Raw genomic sequence first — 16201 nt, forward strand, 5'->3', positions numbered from 1 at the left:
TGTCGTTTGTGAGCAGGGTTTTTATATCAAGTATTGATTGAAAAGCGGGAGTCATCACGCCATGGATGACACGTGATTCGGAGGTTGGCTCGACGCCAATTCATAGATGAATAAAATATTTTCGGTTGTCTGGAATACGTCGCTGGGTTGCTGGGTAGTTGCTTCGGAACTTGCCTCTAAGAAGTCCAAGAGAGGGATGGCGGGGCAGCGTAAGCGGGGTGTGAAAACATCTGGAGCGGGTGTTGTAGCGTTGACTGCTTTTTTGTTGGGGGTAATGAGCCCCCCGGTGATCGCCAGCACGACCGTTGCAGGAAATGTGACGGGATCTGGACCGGGGACGGTCGCGCCGTCAGCGGATGCTGGTTCCATTGCAATTGGCAGTGGGAGCGGCTCGACGGCTACAGGCGCCAGTATTGCGATTGGTGACGTGTCCAGCGCAACAGGAACCAGTTCCACCGCGATTGGACGATTTGCAACCGTGACGGGTGCCGCTTCGGTTGGCCTCGGTACAAATGCTAAAGCGAACAATACGAACGCAACGGCGATAGGTGCAAACACTGTTGTTTCCGGCGACAACGCAACGGCGTTAGGTTCATTCGCCAACGCTACCGGCCTGAATTCGATCGCGCTAGGTGGCGGTGACGCTGCAGCAACGGCTGCTAGTGCGTTAGGGGCAAACAGTGTTGCTTTAGGGACTGATACATCGGTATCTGCGGCTGCCAGTTCCGGTGTTGCGATTGGTGCATCGGCATCCGTGACCTCTGCCAACAGCGTGGCGCTGGGCTCGAACTCATTAGCCGACGGTACCAAGCTAACTACCGCGGCTTATGGTGTCGGCGGCACAGCAACGGCGGGCGGTGAAGTGAACATCGCCAACGGCGTCAACGGCCGCCGTATTACCGGTCTTGCCGCCGGTGCCAGTGCGACGGATGCCGTCAACGTCAGTCAACTGAATAAAGTAGGGCAGGATACGGCGACAGCCCTGGGCGGCGGCGCGGCACTCAATGCGACCACCGGGGCATGGACCGCTCCCAGTTACTCCACTAACAGCATCAACGCTGTCGGCACCAGCACCGGCCCGTTAATCAGCAACAATGTCGGCGCGGCACTGACCAACCTCAACACCAGCCTGACCAACACGGCCGCCGTCGCGGTGAAATACGACAACGCCGCTACCAAAACCCAGGTGACCTTCAACCCGGCGGGTACGGCGGTCAAGCTGACCAATATCGCGGTCGGTGTCTTGAACGCCACCAGTACCGATGCTGTGAATGGCAGCCAATTGTTTACAGACAGTCAAAACACGGCGACTGCGCTGGGTGGCGGTGCGGCAGTCAATGCTGCCACCGGGGCGTGGACGGCGCCGAGCTACTCCACCAACAGCATCAGTGTGAACGGCACCAACACCGGCCCGTTGGCCAGCATTAACGTCGGCGCGGCGTTGACCAACCTCAATACCAGCCTGACCAACACGGCTGCCGTGGCAGTGAAATACGACGACGCCACTACCAAGACTCAGGTGACCTTCAACCCGGCAGGGACTTCGGTCAAGTTGACCAATGTCGCGGCCGGTGCCTTGGGCGGCACCAGCACCGAAGCGGTGAACGGCTCGCAATTGTTCGCAACCAACCAAACCCTCAACAGCATCAACAATGGCGCGGGCATCAAGTATTTCCATGCCAACTCGACGCTGGCCGACAGCACCGCGACCGGCCTGGACAGCGTGGCCATCGGCCCGCTCGCGAGTGCGACCGTTGCCAACGGTGTCGCACTGGGCGCTAACTCATCCGCCACGGGCGCGACGTTGTCCACCGCAGCTTATGGCGTTGGCGGTACGGCGACGGCAGGCGGCGAAGTGAACATCGGCAACGGCGCCAATGGTCGTCGGATTACCGGTCTAGCTGCTGGCAGTCAGGCCACTGATGCGGTCAACGTCAGCCAACTGAATAAGGTGGGACAGGACACAGCGGCAGCCTTGGGCGGCGGTGCAGCAGTCAATGCGACCACCGGGACATGGACGGCACCCAGCTACTCCACCAACAGCATCAGCGTGAACGGCACCAACACCGGCCCGTTGGTTAGCACTAGCGTCGGAGCGGCGCTGACCAACCTCAATACCGGCCTGACTAACACCGCTGCAGTGGCAGTGAAATACGACGACGCCACCACCAAGACTCAGGTGACCTTCAACCCGGCAGGTACTGCGGTCAAGTTGACCAACGTCGCCGCCGGCACGTTGAACGGCACCAGCACCGATGCCGTGAACGGCGCGCAATTGTTCGCGACCAACCAAACCGTCAACAACATCAGCAATGGCGCTGGCATCAAATACTTCCACACCAACTCAACGCTGGCCGACAGCAGCGCGACCGGTCAGGACAGCGTGGCTGTCGGTCCGGCGGCCAGTTCCACCGCGACCAACGCGGTGGCTATCGGCAATGGCGCGGTGGCGGGCGACGCCAATTCCGTCGCCCTGGGCAACGGCGCCACCACGGCCGCCGCTGTCGCCACCGCCTCCAGCGTGATCAACGGCACAACCTACAACTATGCGGGGACGGCACCGATCGGCGTACTGAGCGTCGGCAGCGCCGGCAATGAACGGCAGATCACCAACGTGGCAGCAGGGCAGGTGACCGCGGCCAGCACCGATGCGGTCAACGGCAGCCAGTTGTTCTCCACCAACACTGCGGTCAACGGCTTGGGGACTCAGGTAAACAACCTCCTCAACAATGGCGCCGGCATCAAGTATTTCCACAGCAACTCGACGCTGGCTGACAGCACCGCGACCGGCCTGGACAGCGTGGCCATCGGCCCGGTCGCGAGTGCAACCGTGGCCAACGGTGTCGCACTGGGTGCCAACTCCTCCGCCACGGGCGCCACATTGGCCAACGCGGCTTATGGCGTCGGCGGTACGGCGACGGCGGGTGGCGAAGTGAACATCGGCAACGGTGCCGACGGCCGGCGGATGACCGGACTGGCCGCCGGTGCCAGTGCGACGGACGCCGTCAACGTCAGCCAACTGAATAAAGCCGGGCAGGATACGGCAACGGCTTTGGGCGGCGGGGCGGCACTTAACGGGATCACCGGGACATGGACGGCGCCGAGCTACTCCACCAACAGCATCAACGCTGTCGGGACCAATACCGGTCCGCTAGTCAGCACTAACGTCGGCGCGGCGCTGACCAACCTCAATACCAGCCTGACCAACACTGCCGCCGTGGCGGTGAAGTACGACGACGCCACCACCAAGACTCAAGTGACCTTCAACCCGGCAGGTACGGCGGTCAAGTTGACCAACGTTGCGGTCGGTACGTTGAACGGCACCAGCACCGACGCGGTGAACGGTTCGCAATTATTTGCGACCAACCAGACCGTCGATGGCCTCGTCAACAATGGCGCGGGTATCAAATATTTCCACGCCAACTCGACGCTCGCCGACAGCGCCACGACCGGTGTGGACAGCGTGGCCGTCGGTCCCGCCGCCAGTTCCACCGCCGCGAACGCGGTGGCCATCGGCAATGGTGCCGTGGCAGGCACAGCCAACTCCGTCGCCCTGGGCAACGGCGCCACCACGGCTGCGGCTGTTGCGACCGCCAGCGGTGTGGTCAACGGTGCCACCTTCACTTACGCCGGTGCTGCACCGACCGGTGTGTTGAGCGTCGGCAGCGTGGGCAACGAACGGCAGATCACTAACGTCGCCGCCGGTCAGGTTTCCGCGAGCAGCACCGACGCCGTCAACGGCAGCCAGTTGTTCTCCACCAACACCGCAGTGAATGGGTTGGGGACGCAGGTCAACAGCCTTCTCAACAACGGCACCGGCATCAAATACTTCCACAGCAATTCGACGCTCGCCGACAGCACAGCAACCGGTGTGGACAGCGTAGCCATCGGTCCGGTCGCGAGTGCTACCGTGGCCAACGGCGTTGCACTCGGCTCGAATTCGTCGGCCACTGGCGCGACATTGGCCGACGCGGCTTATGGTGTCGGCGGCACGGCAACGACGGGCGGTGAAGTGAACATCGCCAACGGCACCAACGGCCGCCGTATTACCGGTCTTGCCGCCGGTGCCGATGCGACCGACGCCGTCAACGTCAGTCAACTGAATAAAACCGGTCAGGACACAGCGACCGCCCTCGGCGGCGGCGCGGCGCTGAATGCGACCACCGGTGTGTGGACGGCGCCCAGCTATTCCACCAACAGTATTAACGCTGTCGGCACCAACACTGGTCCATTAGCCAGCAACAACGTCGGCGCGGCACTGACCAATCTGAATGCCAGCGTGACCAACACGGCCGCGGTGGCAGTGAAATACGACGACGCCACGACAAAAAATCAGGTGACCTTCAACCCGGCGGGTACTGCGACCAAGCTGACCAATGTCGCGGTCGGCGCGTTGAATGCCACCAGCACTGACGCTGTGAATGGCAGTCAGCTGTTCGCAACCAACCAAACCGTCGACAGCCTCGTCAACAACGGTACCGGGATCAAGTATTTCCACAGCACCTCGATCCTCGCCGACAGCACTGCTACGGGTACTGACAGTGTGGCCGTCGGTCCCGCCGCCAGTTCTACCGCCGCGAACGCGGTGGCCATCGGCAACGGTGCCGTGGCTGGCACTGCCAACTCCGTCGCCCTGGGCAACGGCGCCACCACGGCTGCTGCGGTCGCTACCGCCAGCGGCGTGATCGACGGTGCCACCTTCACTTACGCCGGTGCTGCACCGACCGGCGTATTAAGCGTCGGCAGCGTGGGCAGCGAACGGCAAATCACCAACGTCGCCGCCGGTCAGGTTTCCGCGACTAGCACCGACGCGATCAACGGCAGCCAACTCTTCGCTACCGATACAGCGGTCACTAATCTGGGGACCCAAACCACTACGCTGGGCAACACCTCGGCCAGCACCTTGGGCGGCGGCGCCACTTATTCGGTGGCTACGGGGCTTACGGGCTTCAGTCAGCCGATAAACAGCGTCAGCACCACTGGGGCGGTAGGGGCTGGCACTGCGCAAACCAGTGTGGCAAGTGCATTGACGGCGCTGAACACCGACACGGTCAACACCGCCAACATCTCGGTGAAATACGATGCAGTCGGCGGCAACGCCATCACCCTGGGGGCGACGGGTGGTGCAGGCGCACCGGCCGGTGGGGTGAAAATCACCAACCTGAGTGCCGGGGCCTTGAACGGCACCAGCACCGATGCGGTGAATGGCTCGCAATTGTTTGCGACCAACCAGACCGTCGATGGCCTCGTCAACAATGGCGCGGGTATCAAGTACTTCCATGCCAACTCGACGCTCGCCGACAGCGCCGCGACTGGTGTGGACAGCGTAGCCATCGGTCCCGCCGCCAGTTCCACCGCCGCGAACGCGGTGGCCATCGGCAATGGTGCCGTGGCAGGCACTGCCAACTCCGTCGCCCTGGGCAACGGCGCCACCACGGCTGCTGCGGTCGCTACCGCCAGCGGCGTGATCGACGGTGCCACCTTCACTTACGCCGGTGCGATTCCGACCGGTGTGTTGAGCGTCGGCAGCGTGGGCAACGAACGGCAGATCACTAACGTCGCCGCCGGTCAGGTTTCCGCGAGCAGCACCGACGCCGTCAACGGCAGCCAGTTGTTCTCCACCAACACCGCAGTGAATGGGTTGGGGACGCAGGTCAACAGCCTGCTTAACAACGGCACCGGCATCAAATACTTCCACAGCAATTCGACGCTCGCCGACAGCACAGCAACCGGTGTGGACAGCGTGGCCGTCGGTCCCGCCGCCAGTTCCACCGCCGCGAACGCGGTGGCCATCGGCAATGGTGCCGTGGCAGGCACTGCCAACTCCGTCGCCCTGGGCAACGGCGCCACCACGGCTGCGGCTGTTGCGACCGCCAGCGGTGTGGTCAACGGTGCCACCTTCACTTACGCCGGTGCTGCACCGACCGGTGTGTTGAGCGTCGGCAGCGTGGGCAACGAACGGCAGATCACCAACGTCGCCGCCGGTCAGGTTTCCGCGAGCAGCACCGACGCCGTCAACGGCAGCCAATTGTTCTCCACCAACACCGCGGTCAATGGGTTGGGTACGCAAGTCAACAGCCTTCTCAACAACGGCACCGGCATCAAGTATTTCCACAGCAATTCGACGCTCGCCGACAGCACAGCAACCGGTGTGGACAGCGTGGCCGTCGGTCCCGCCGCCAGTTCCACCGCCGCGAACGCGGTGGCCATCGGCAATGGTGCCGTGGCAGGCACAGCCAACTCCGTCGCCCTGGGCAACGGCGCCACCACGGCTGCTGCTGTTGCGACCGCCAGCGGTGTGGTCAACGGTGCCACCTTCACTTACGCCGGTGCTGCACCGACCGGTGTGTTGAGCGTCGGCAGCGTGGGCAACGAACGGCAGATCACTAACGTCGCCGCCGGTCAGGTTTCCGCGAGCAGCACCGACGCCGTCAACGGCAGCCAGTTGTTCTCCACCAACACCGCAGTGAATGGGTTGGGGACGCAGGTCAACAGCCTGCTTAACAACGGCACCGGCATCAAATACTTCCACAGCAATTCGACGCTCGCCGACAGCACAGCAACCGGTGTGGACAGCGTGGCCGTCGGTCCCGCCGCCAGTTCCACCGCCGCGAACGCGGTGGCCATCGGCAATGGTGCCGTGGCAGGCACTGCCAACTCCGTCGCCCTGGGCAACGGCGCCACCACAGCCGCCGCGGTCGCTACCGCCTCGGGTGTGATCAACGGCGCCACCTTCAATTACGCCGGTACGACACCGACGGGCGTACTGAGCGTCGGCAGCGCCGGCAATGAACGGCAGATCACCAACGTGGCAGCGGGGCAGGTGTCGGCGACCAGTACCGATGCGGTCAACGGCAGCCAGTTGTTCTCCACCAACACCGCGGTCAATGGGTTGGGGACTCAGGTCGACAGCCTTCTCAACAACGGCACCGGCATCAAATACTTCCACAGCAATTCGGTGTTGGCCGATTCGCAAGCCGCTGGCGTGGACAGCGTGGCAATCGGGCCGGTGTCCGTCGCCGCAGGCACCAATTCGTTTGCCGCCGGCTCGGGCGCCAATGTCACTGCTGATGGTGGTCTGGCGCTGGGGCATCAGAGTCAGGTTCAGGTCTTGGGCGGTATCGCTCTGGGTGAAGGTTCGGTCGCCGATCGTGCCCTGGCACCGACCACCGGCACCATCCCGGCCGGCAGCGGGGCGATCATCTATGACACCTCGGATGCAACCTTGCTCGGCTCGGTTTCGGTGGGCAAGGCAGGCAGTTACCGGCAGATCACCAACGTGGCGGACGCCACCCAGGATCACGACGCCGTGACCCTGCGTCAATTGACTGGGGCGATGGGCTCCTTGAGTTCGACCGGTACCCTTTATTTCCACGCCAATTCGACGAACCCTGCGGACTCACTCGCTAGCGGTGCAGAGTCGATTGCGGTCGGTCCGGCCACCGTGGTCAATGGCGACAACGGCATTGGTATCGGCAACCAAGCCACTGTCGGTCTGGCCGGCGCCGGTGGCATTGCCATCGGCCGCAATACCCAGGTGTTGCTCGCCTCCGGTATCGCCATGGGCAGCGCGGCCCAGGCAGGTGCAGAGCAATCAGTGGCGTTGGGCGCCGGGGCCAATGCGAGTCAGGCCATGAGCGTGGCGTTGGGCTCAAGTTCGGTGAACACGGTTGGGGCCGAGACGAATTACAGCGCCTATCGCTTGGCGACTCCGCAGACATCGGTCGGCGAGATCGGCGTCGGTACGGCGCTGGGCAATCGCAAGTTGACCGGGCTGGCGGCAGGCACCCAGGACAATGACGGGGTCAACGTGGCGCAACTGAAATCGGTGGGTGATCAGGTGGATCAAAACACCACGAGCATTACCAACCTGGACGGTCGGGTCGGCGGCCTCGAGAGTCTTGTTGGCTCTGGTGGTGGCATCAAGTATTTGCACGTCAACTCGACCGGCGTCGACTCGGCGGCCACCGGTATCGACTCGATGGCCTTGGGCCCCAATGCTCAGGCGTCGGGTAATGCCTCGGAGGCGATAGGCAGCGGCGCCAGCGCTTCCGCTACAGGCAGCGTTGCTTTGGGTGCAGGGGCCAATGCGAGCCAGGCCATGAGCGTGGCGTTGGGATCGGATTCGCTGACCACTGTCGGCGCCGAATCGGGTTACAGCGCTTATCGCTTGGCGACCCCGCAGACATCGGTCGGTGAGGTCGGTATCGGCACGGCGGCGGGCAATCGCAAGCTGACCGGGCTGTCGGCGGGTACGCAGGACAGCGACGCGGTCAATGTGGCGCAACTGAAATCGGTCGGCGATCAAGTGGATCAAAACACCACGAACATCACCAACCTCGACGGTCGGGTCGGCGGCCTTGAGAGCGTCATTGGCTCGGGCGGCGGGATCAAGTATCTGCACGTCAATTCCAGCAGCGCCGACTCGGTGGCCAGCGGCTCCAACTCGATGGCCTTGGGCCCCAACGCGCAAGCATCGGGTAGCAACTCGGTGGCGGTAGGCAACGGTGCCAAGGCTTCCGCTGACGGCAGCGTTGCACTGGGCAGCGATTCCAGCGATGGGGGGCGAGGGGCGGAGACTTACACCGGCCAATATTCGGGGGCGAACAACGTGACCTCGGGCACGGTGTCGGTGGGCGATGCCGCGACCGGCGCCACCCGCACCGTCAGCAACGTCGCCGACGGCAAGAACGCCACCGATGCGGTCAACGTGCGGCAGCTCGACGGAGCAGTCGCCGAATCGAAGCAGTACACGGATGACTCGATCGCCAATCTCAATGGCGCTGCGGTTCAGCAGGGCGCCCGCATCAGCACTGTCGAGGGCGATGTCTCCAACATCAAGAACGGCACCGACGGCATGTTCCAGGTGAGCAACGGCAGCGCGGCAGCCAAACCGAAAGCCACCGGTGTCGATTCGATAGCCGGTGGTGCGGGGGCTGTAGCGTCGGGCAAAAACAGCGCGGCGGTCGGCACCCAGTCTCAGGCCTCCGGAGAAAATTCGGTCGCCTTGGGCAACGGCGCCAAGGCCTCGGCCAAGAACGCCACGGCGCTGGGCGCCAATGCAGTGGCCGACCGCGAGAACAGCGTATCGGTCGGTAGCGTGGGCAATGAGCGGCAGCTCACCAACATCGCGGCCGGCACCAGCGGCACGGATGCGGTGAACGTCGACCAGTTGAACAAGAGCGTGGCGGGTATCACCGACAACGCGAAGGCCTACACCGACCAACGTTATTCGGATCTGAAAAATGACATCAAGAAGCAAGACGAAATTCTCAGCGCGGGGATTGCCGGTGCAATGGCGATGGCCAGCTTGCCGCAGTCCTACTCGCCAGGAGCAAGCATGACGACGGCGGCGGCGAGTACCTATCGCGGTCAATCGTCGGTTGCCTTCGGTGTTTCACATTTGTCCGGCAACGGGCGGTGGCTGACCAAGGTGCAGGGCAGTACTGACACCCAACGCAATGTCGGCGTCGCCGTGGGCGTTGGTTATCAGTGGTGATGGCTGTTTTTGATGCGTCTCTATCCGACTTTTTCTCAGGCAAAAACCTATGAACATGAAATCGATTTTCGTCACCACGCTGATCACCCTGCTGGCGTTGGCCGGTTACGACAAGTTCCTGGCCAACAAGCCGGCGGATGTCCCTGGCAACTGGATCGACGTTCCCGCGCTGCCGGTGATTCATGATGCGATATTCGAGCTGTCACCGAAGTTCAACGGTCAGCGTAATACGCCGGTGATGGAGCAGCTTTGCGCGCTGGCCCGGGGCGAGGTGAAACAGGAGCAGGTCAACGCCTTCCTCAAGCAACAAGGGGTCGATGCACAAACGTTGCCCACCCACGGCAGCCAGTTCTCGCTATTGGTCAACGGTGATCAGGCGGGGCAGACCACTGCGTGTGCGGCGTATCTGGCGACCACCGTTTTGTCGACGGTCGATGCGGCGGAGTTCATGCGCCCGGTCACGACACCGGCGGCCAATGGGCAGCCGGAGAAATCCTCGCTGCAGGTGGATAACGCGCTGTTGGCCGCGGCGCTGTCGATCAAGCTGGCGGAGGCGCGGGCCAATGCCGATGTGTTTGCAGTGATCGCTGCCGAGTTGCAACGCAGTCCCGGTTTAACCGTCCCCCAATACCGTGAGCGTACCAAGCAGTTGTTTGACCGTCTGGCACCGACTTACCTGCAACGCATCAAGGATCAACTGCCGCCTGCGGGCACGCAGTACAGGCTGGTGGAAATGGATGACAGTCGCTTCGTGTTCAGCAGCTCCATCGGCAGCGTATTCGAGTTTGGCAGCAACGGTCTGATCCTCAACCAGGGCGGTATCACCTGGTATGGCGAAGGCAAATTGCTGGGGCGCGATTACCCCCTTCAGGTGGCGTACTTTTCGCCGCTGATCAAGGGACTGCTGACAGCGCCCCAATCGTGATTTTCGTGCCTGATTATTCCATCACCCAGCGAGCCAACCAAAATGCCCATGCTCCCGCTACGCGTTCTGGTCCTTGAGGATCATTTCTTCCAGCGTTCGGTTGCGCTCGACATGCTTCGGCAATTGGGCTGCCGGGAAGTTTTTGTTGCCGCCGACGGTGCGCAAGCGCTGGCCATTCTCGAGCGAGTGGGGCCGGTTGATATCGCGTTGTGCAACCTGCGGATGGAAGGCAGGGGCGGCCTGGAATTCTTGCGCAGCGCAGGCCTTTCCGGGCTGGTGGGATCGATCATTATCAGCAACGCGCTGTCGGCGGATGTACTTCGTAGCGTGCGGCAGGTCATTGCGTTGTCGGGACTGGTGATGCTCGGGGATGTGGGCAAACCCTTGCGGCTTGATGCGTTGCAGGCGCTATTGGCAAAGCACGCGCGACCGTGGCAGCCGGTGGTGGCGCTGGCCAGTCCGGAGGCGATGCGTCGGGCGCTTGACGGTCAGCAACTGCACGCTTATTTCCAGCCGAAATTCGATCTGCTGACTGACCAGGTTCAAGGTGTCGAGGTCCTGGCGCGATGGCATCACCCCGTCAAAGGCGTGCTGCCGCCCTCGGTATTTATGCCGGTGATGGAGCAGGGCGGGCTGATGGATGAACTGTTGTTCCTGCTGTTGCATCAAGGACTGAACCTGCAACAACACGCTCGGGAGCGAGGCCATCGGTTCAACGTCGCGTTCAATTTGCAGCCCGCACAGCTGAATAGTCCTGGCCTGGTATCAAGGATCAAAACGATTCTGGACACTCACGATGCATCGGGTTGTGACCTGACGTTCGAGCTGACCGAAACGGGTTTGCTGGAGGAGCCGGCCATCGCCATGGAAAGTCTGGTGCGCTTGCGGATGATGGGCTGCCAGCTCTCCATCGATGACTTCGGCGCAGGATTTTCCTCGTTGCAGCGCCTTTGTCAGTTGCCTTTCAACGAAATAAAACTTGATGGCGAATTTGTCCGCAGCCTTAAGCACAAACCACGTTGTCGAGCCGTCATCAGCAGCACGCTGGCCCTGGGTGAAGCCTTGGGCATGTCGGTGGTGATCGAAGGCATTGAGACCGAAGAGCAGCGCCAGGAGCTGTTGGAACTCGGGTGTACCCAGGGGCAAGGCTATCTGTGCGCACGGCCCATGGGGCGCGAAGATTTATTGAGTTGGCTGGATTCGCGGCATATCGCGCGCTGAGGGTGCGCCCGACAGGTATTGATGCGGCGTCATCCGGTCATTTCCATGAACAATATCGAAAGAAAGAGAGACCCCATGCCATTACCGAAGAAGTTCTATCAAGCTCTCAGCCTGGTCGCCATGGGACTGGTCTTGCTGGGATGCTCAGTTGAAGCCAATACGCCCGAGGCCACTGTAAAAAAACTGGCGGACTGGTATCTCAAGAACGGCTTCAAGGACGGCTATAGCGCTTTGTTGAAGATCGAGGATGCCAAGCCACTGTTTGACCCGGCCGTTATTCGTCTGTTGGTTGAAGCGAAAGTCGAACGCGACAGGCAAATCAAGGCGCATCCCGGAGACAAGCCTGCTTTTGTCGACAACACGCTCATCACCGGTTTCCAGGATCGGGTTGATCAATATCGGATTATAGAAACCCGTCAGTGGGGGGAGATCGCACATTCAGAACTGGCCTGGGCCACGCTGGGCGACAAGACCTTCTATGACACCAAAGTGCTTTTGCGCAAGACGCCGGAAGGCTGGCGCATCACCGATATCATCTACGATGAAAATGACCCGGCAAACCGGCTGACCGAGGCGTTGAGGATCGATCACTGACAGGACGTCGTGCGGGGGCGCGGCACCCATATGAGTCTGTATAGAGTGTTAGCATTCGTGGCCTCTGACTTTGTCCCAATGAAGGCCACTGATGTCAAAACTCGTTCAATTCGACCTCATCGCCGCCGATGCGGTCTCTGCCCTGGAGCCTGCCATCGGCAGCGATCCTTACCTTTGGCTTGAAGACGTCGAGGGCGCACGGTCGCTTGAATGGGTGCACATTCAGAACGCCAGGACCCAGGCCCGGCTCGCCCAGTCCGACAGCTTCAAGCAGATGGAAGCCGAGCTGCTGGCGGTGCTCGACTCGGACACGCGGATTCCCGGCGTACAGAAAATCGGTCACTGCTATTACAACTTCTGGACGGACGCGGTCCACCCTCGGGGGCTCTGGCGTCGCACCACGCTGGAGGAATACTGCACGCCGCAGCCGGAGTGGGAGACGGTGCTCGACATCGATGCGCTGAACGAGGCCGAAGGCGAGAACTGGGTTTGGCAAGGCGCCGACTGCTTGCGTCCAGACTACCAACGCTGCCTGATCGCGCTGTCACGCGGTGGTGCCGATGCCAGCGTCACCCGTGAATTCGACTTGGGCACCAAGTGCTGGGTCGAGAACGGTTTCCAGCTGCCCGAGGCCAAGGGTGGCCTGGGCTGGATCGACCTGGACACTGTTTATGTCTATACCGATTTCGGTGACGGCACGATGACCAGTTCCGGTTATCCGCGCGTGGTCAAACAGTGGACGCGCGGAACTCCGCTCAGCGCCGCCAGCGTGGTCTACGAAGGCGAGACGGACGACCTGTACATCTCGGCCATGCACGATGATACGCCGGGCTTCGAGCGCGATTTTGTCTGCCGCACGCTGGCGTTTTACAACGATGAGATGTACCTGCGTAGCAAGGACAACACGCTGACGAAGATCGATGCGCCGAACTCGGCGAGCAAGTGGGTGCATCGGGAGTGGCTGCTGCTGGAATTGCGCGATGACTGGGCGATGGGCGAGGGATACGCGTCCGGTTCGCTGTTGGCGATCAGGTTTGACGATTTCATGGCTGGCCAGCGCAACGTTGACGTGCTGTTCGCGCCTACCCCTTCCTGTTCTCTGGCCGGGGTCATCTGCACCCGAAATCACCTGGTCCTGAATGAACTCAATGACGTCAAGAATCGCCTGAGTGTGCTGACGCCCGGCAATAACGGGTGGCAGCGCAGAGAGTTCACGGGAGCGCCGGGTTTCGGCACCGTGGATGCCCACGCCGTGGACAGCGACGACAGCGACGCGGTTTGGCTGACCTCGGCCGACTACCTGACGCCGACCACTTTGTTCCTGGCCGAGATCGGCCAGGCGCCGGAAGCGCTGAAGACCATGCCGACGTTTTTTGATTCCAGCCATCAGGTCGTCGAACAGCACTTCGCCGTCTCCAGGGATGGCACTCGCGTGCCGTACTTCCTGGTGCGCCCGAAAGACCTGAAACTGGACGGCACCGCGCCGACGCTCTTGTATGGCTACGGCGGTTTTGAGGTCTCGTTGACGCCTGATTATTCCGCAGGCCTGGGCCGCGCCTGGCTGTCGAAGGGCGGCGTCTATGTGGTCGCCAACATCCGCGGTGGTGGCGAGTATGGTCCGCGCTGGCATCAGGCGGCACTAAGGGAAAATCGCCCGCGCGCCTATGAGGACTTCTCGGCTGTGGCGCAGGACCTGATCCATCGCAAAATCACCTCGCCGCAACACCTGGGCGTGCAGGGCGGGAGTAACGGCGGCCTGCTGACGGGCAATATGCTGACGCAGTACCCGGAACTGTTCGGGGCGGTCGTGGTGCAGGTGCCGCTGCTCGATATGCAGCGTTTCAACCAACTGTTGGCGGGGGCTTCGTGGATGGCTGAGTACGGCAATCCGAATGTGCCGCAAGAGTGGGCCTACATCCAGACTTTCTCGCCGTACCACCTGTTCGATGCGGCCAAGACTTATCCGCCAGTGATGTTCCTGACCTCGACCCGCGATGACCGTGTGCATCCGGGCCATGCACGCAAGATGGCCGCGAAAATGATCGAGGCCGGCAAGAACGTGACGTACTACGAGAACATCGAAGGCGGCCACGGCGGTGCTGCCAGCAATGCGCAGTCGGCGCACATGGACGCGCTGACTTATAGCTTCTTGTGGGAACAGTTGAGCCAGCGATAACGCTTGAGCCTGTAGCCTTCGGCAGAAACGTCGAAGGCTACTCGGCATAAATACCTTAATCATGTGGAGCAACAATGAAACAGGAAGTGAGCCGCATCGCTAAGAAGTTAACGACGATCATCGCCGTGCTGGCAGCGTTTTCAGCGTATGGCGCGATCCCCCGCTTCAGCCTGGCAAATTGGGCGGGGGATATCGGGCTGTTTGTGGGCCTTTGGGTAAACGCCTTGCCTGTTACAGCCCTGATCGTCCTGGTAGTGGCCGTTGCTTTGTACTCAATCAAGTGGTACCGAAATCGACGCGCTAACGTTTAACTCTGGCGCTCGCCTGTTTCGGGGGGGGCTATCGAAGGCGTTGAGACTGAGTAGTTGCCTGCCCCAAGGATTTATTGATCTGGATCTATGCTTGTTGAACAAACGGATGGCACTCGCGCGAACCGTGGCGGACTAAGCATCAGACGCGCACCTGCGTCCTTTGCACTGACATGGATCGGACATGAAAGAAACCACGCTACAAAACAGATCGCTGCTCGTCTTGCTGCTGGTGGTCACCCTGGCGTTTATCGGGATCCTGCTGCCGTTTTACGGCGCGGTGTTCTGGGCTGTCATCCTCGGCATCGTGTTCGCGCCTTTGCAACGACGCCTGCAAATGAAGTTCGGCTGGCAGCGCAACCTGACGTCGCTGTGCACGCTGAGCATCTGCCTGGTGATCGCGATTCTGCCGGTGATCATCATCAGCCTATTGCTGGTGCAGGAAGGCGCGTCACTATATAGCCGCATCGAAAGCGGCGAGTTGGACATCGCCAGCTATGTGTCGCAGTTCAAGCACGGCTTGCCGCCTTACTTCCAGCATTTGCTAGACCGGTTCGGTGTCGGCGAGTTGAAGGGCTTGCAGGACAAAGTCGTCAAGGGCGCGATGCAGGGCAGTCAGTTCGTGGCCGCGCAGGTGGTCACGTTTGGCCAGGGCACGTTCGAGTTCATCGTCAGCTTTTTCATCATGTTGTACCTGTTGTTCTTCTTTCTGCGGGACGGCGCTGAACTGGCGCGTAAAGTCCGCACCGCCGTGCCGTTGCAGGAACAGCAGAAACGCCGCTTGCAGCTCAAGTTCAATCGCGTGGTACGGGCCACCGTCAAAGGTAACCTGCTGGTGGCGATCACACAGGGCGCGTTGGGTGGTTTGATTTTCTGGTTCCTGGACATTCCCAGTGCGTTGCTCTGGGCGGTATTGATGGCGTTTCTGTCGCTGTTGCCGGCGGTGGGGGCGGGGATTGTCTGGGCGCCGGTGGCGTTGTACTTCCTGCTCAGCGGGGCGATCTGGCAGGGCGTGGTGCTGGGGCTGTTCGGGGTCTTCGTGATTGGCCTGGTGGACAACGTGCTACGGCCGCTCCTGGTGGGCAAGGACACCAAGATGCCGGATTACATGATCCTGATCTCGACTCTGGGCGGCATGGCCGTGTTCGGGCTGAACGGATTTGTCATCGGGCCGCTGATCGCCGCGCTCTTTATGTCGAGCTGGGCGATCTTCATCGAAACCAAGCCGCGGGTGCAATTGCCTTAGGCCGTGAGTCGGATAGTGCCGATGCGTTGCGACAGGGCCTGGGCGGCGGGCAGCGAGGTGAGCGGACCGCTGATCGGTTCGCCGTCGCGCACCACATACCAACAGGCGAGCAGTCCTAGCTCTCTAAGCGGTGCGGGAACGGCGCTACCGATTACTGACATGATCTGAACCTGGGACATCGTAAGTACCTCCATCAATCTATGGGGGCTACCTTACGGATCGCGCGGTTCGA

8 protein-coding genes and 1 pseudogene are annotated in these 16201 nt (G+C 61.6%); 8 read left to right on the forward strand and 1 reads right to left on the reverse strand.

All coding sequences use genetic code 11. The annotated features are described in order from the left end of the window. Positions 1 to 106 precede the first annotated feature (106 nt). The 8 genes and pseudogenes from ACZ89E_RS02715 to ACZ89E_RS02750 all read left to right on the forward strand — a co-directional run. Positions 107 to 607, forward strand: a pseudogene (locus ACZ89E_RS02715) (ESPR-type extended signal peptide-containing protein); the annotation flags it as partial. Positions 608 to 754: 147 nt separating this feature from the next. Next, a complete protein-coding gene (locus tag ACZ89E_RS02720) occupies positions 755 to 9499 on the forward strand; it encodes a hypothetical protein (RefSeq protein ID WP_476257011.1) in 8745 nt (2914 codons plus the stop codon). 49 nt (positions 9500 to 9548) lie between these two features. Then, the gene (locus tag ACZ89E_RS02725; protein WP_149662248.1) at positions 9549 to 10424 is read left to right on the forward strand and encodes a hypothetical protein; all 876 of its coding nucleotides are present in this window, start codon (positions 9549 to 9551) and stop codon (positions 10422 to 10424) included. Between the two features lie 42 nt (positions 10425 to 10466). After that, positions 10467 to 11645, forward strand: a complete 1179-nt coding sequence (locus ACZ89E_RS02730; protein WP_149662249.1) for an EAL domain-containing response regulator — start codon at positions 10467 to 10469, stop codon at positions 11643 to 11645. Positions 11646 to 11690: 45 nt separating this feature from the next. Beyond that, a complete protein-coding gene (locus ACZ89E_RS02735; RefSeq protein WP_149662250.1) occupies positions 11691 to 12239 on the forward strand; it encodes a hypothetical protein in 549 nt (182 codons plus the stop codon). Positions 12240 to 12330: 91 nt separating this feature from the next. Further along, the gene (locus ACZ89E_RS02740; protein WP_476254786.1) at positions 12331 to 14415 is read left to right on the forward strand and encodes a prolyl oligopeptidase family serine peptidase; all 2085 of its coding nucleotides are present in this window, start codon (positions 12331 to 12333) and stop codon (positions 14413 to 14415) included. Between the two features lie 74 nt (positions 14416 to 14489). Then, on the forward strand, positions 14490 to 14726 hold the full coding sequence (locus ACZ89E_RS02745) for a hypothetical protein (RefSeq protein WP_476254787.1): 237 nt from the start codon (positions 14490 to 14492) through the stop codon (positions 14724 to 14726). Between the two features lie 181 nt (positions 14727 to 14907). Further along, positions 14908 to 15969, forward strand: coding sequence for an AI-2E family transporter (locus ACZ89E_RS02750; protein ID WP_476254788.1), 1062 nt, complete (start codon positions 14908 to 14910; stop codon positions 15967 to 15969). On the opposite strand, the gene ACZ89E_RS02755 is transcribed toward ACZ89E_RS02750, so the two are convergent. Further along, positions 15966 to 16148, reverse strand: a complete 183-nt coding sequence (locus ACZ89E_RS02755) for a hypothetical protein (protein WP_149662254.1) — start codon at positions 16146 to 16148, stop codon at positions 15966 to 15968. The two genes, ACZ89E_RS02750 and ACZ89E_RS02755, sit on opposite strands and share 4 nt — an antisense overlap. Positions 16149 to 16201 lie beyond the last annotated feature (53 nt).

It is taken from the genome of Pseudomonas sp. TE3899, assembly GCF_056279105.1.

Excerpts from the sequence above, each read along its gene's own strand:
- ACZ89E_RS02725 (WP_149662248.1), top strand. The coding sequence starts at position 9,549 with ATGAACATGAAATCGATTTTCGTCACCACGCTGATCACCCTGCTGGCG.
- ACZ89E_RS02730 (WP_149662249.1), top strand. The coding sequence starts at position 10,467 with ATGCCCATGCTCCCGCTACGCGTTCTGGTCCTTGAGGATCATTTCTTC.
- ACZ89E_RS02735 (WP_149662250.1), top strand. The coding sequence starts at position 11,691 with ATGAACAATATCGAAAGAAAGAGAGACCCCATGCCATTACCGAAGAAG.
- ACZ89E_RS02740 (WP_476254786.1), top strand. The coding sequence starts at position 12,331 with ATGTCAAAACTCGTTCAATTCGACCTCATCGCCGCCGATGCGGTCTCT.
- ACZ89E_RS02745 (WP_476254787.1), top strand. The coding sequence starts at position 14,490 with ATGAAACAGGAAGTGAGCCGCATCGCTAAGAAGTTAACGACGATCATC.
- ACZ89E_RS02750 (WP_476254788.1), top strand. The coding sequence starts at position 14,908 with ATGAAAGAAACCACGCTACAAAACAGATCGCTGCTCGTCTTGCTGCTG.
- ACZ89E_RS02755 (WP_149662254.1), bottom strand. The coding sequence starts at position 16,148 with ATGTCCCAGGTTCAGATCATGTCAGTAATCGGTAGCGCCGTTCCCGCA.